The 1,083-nt window shown below is 77.7% G+C and carries 2 protein-coding genes; both read right to left on the minus strand.

Annotated elements, in window-relative coordinates; all coding sequences use genetic code 11:
• On the minus strand, positions 1-303 hold a 303-nt coding region (locus tag AB0O00_RS41090; RefSeq protein ID WP_363659753.1), incomplete at its 3' end, for an ATP-binding cassette domain-containing protein.
• Between the two features lie 92 nt (positions 304-395).
• On the minus strand, positions 396-1,083 hold a 688-nt coding region (locus AB0O00_RS41095; RefSeq protein ID WP_363659754.1), incomplete at its 5' end, for an acyl carrier protein.

Consider the following 1,083-nt stretch of genomic DNA (forward strand, 5'->3'; position numbering starts at 1 on the left):
GTCGACGGTGGCGTACTGGCCGGTGAGGCCGATCCGGCGGCGCACCTCGGCCGGGCGGCGCCGGACGTCGAACCCGGCGACGCTGGCCCGGCCGGTGGTGGGCGCGAGGGCCGTCGTGAGGACGCCGACCAGGGTGGTCTTGCCGGCGCCGTTGTGGCCCAGCAGGGCGAGCACGCTGCCCCGGGGGACGGCGAGGCTGACCGAGTCGAGCGCGCGGACGGTGCCGAAGGTCATGCCGACGTCGACCGCCTCGATCACGAGGTCGTCGTCGGCCGCGGCGGGCGCGGCGGGCGGGGAAGTCATGGTCGGTTCTCCGTAGAGCGGTGGTGGGGCGGGCGGTCGGGGCGGATCAGTCGGCGGCGTCCGTAGAGCGGTGGTGGGGCGGTCGGGGTGGGTCAGTCGACGGCGTCCATCAGGCGGAACAGCTCCTCGTCGGTGGCCGAGTCGAGGTCCGGTCCCGGTCCCGGTCCCGGTCCCGGTCCCGCTCCCGGTCCCGCGCCCGGGCCCGCGCCCGGGCGGTCCGGGCCGGCGGGCGCGGCGCAGCGCCGGGCGAGGTCGCGCAGGCGGGTGGCTGCGGCTGGGTCGAGGACGGCGCCGGTGGCGAGCAGCGCGGCGAGCCGGTCGATCAGGTCGGCGGCGGTGGGCTCCGGCCCGGTCGTCCCCCGGTCGAGGAGGGCGCCGAGGGCGCGGACGACGGCGGCGGGGGACGGGTGGTCGAAGACGAGGGTCGCGGGGAGCGGGGTGCCGGTGGCGGCGGCGATGCGTTCCCGCAGTTCGATCGCGTTGACGGAGTTGACACCGAGGTCGGAGAACGCGTGGGTGGCGTCGAGGTCGTCGGCGCCGCGGCCGAGGACGGCGGCGGTCTCGGCGAGGACGAGCTTGAGGAGGAGGGCGTCGCGCTCCTCCGGGCTCGTCGTCGCGAGCCGGCCGTCGAGCGGCGGCCTGTCCGGAACGGCTACGGGTATCGGCGCGGTGGCCGCCAGCCAGTACGTCTGCCGCTGGAACGGGTACGTCGGCAGCGGCACGGGCCGCGCGCCGGGCAGGACGGCGTCCCAGTCGACCGGCACGCCGTGCAGGTGGAGG

This window comes from Kitasatospora sp. NPDC093558, assembly GCF_040683475.1.
GTDB lineage: Bacteria > Actinomycetota > Actinomycetes > Streptomycetales > Streptomycetaceae > Kitasatospora.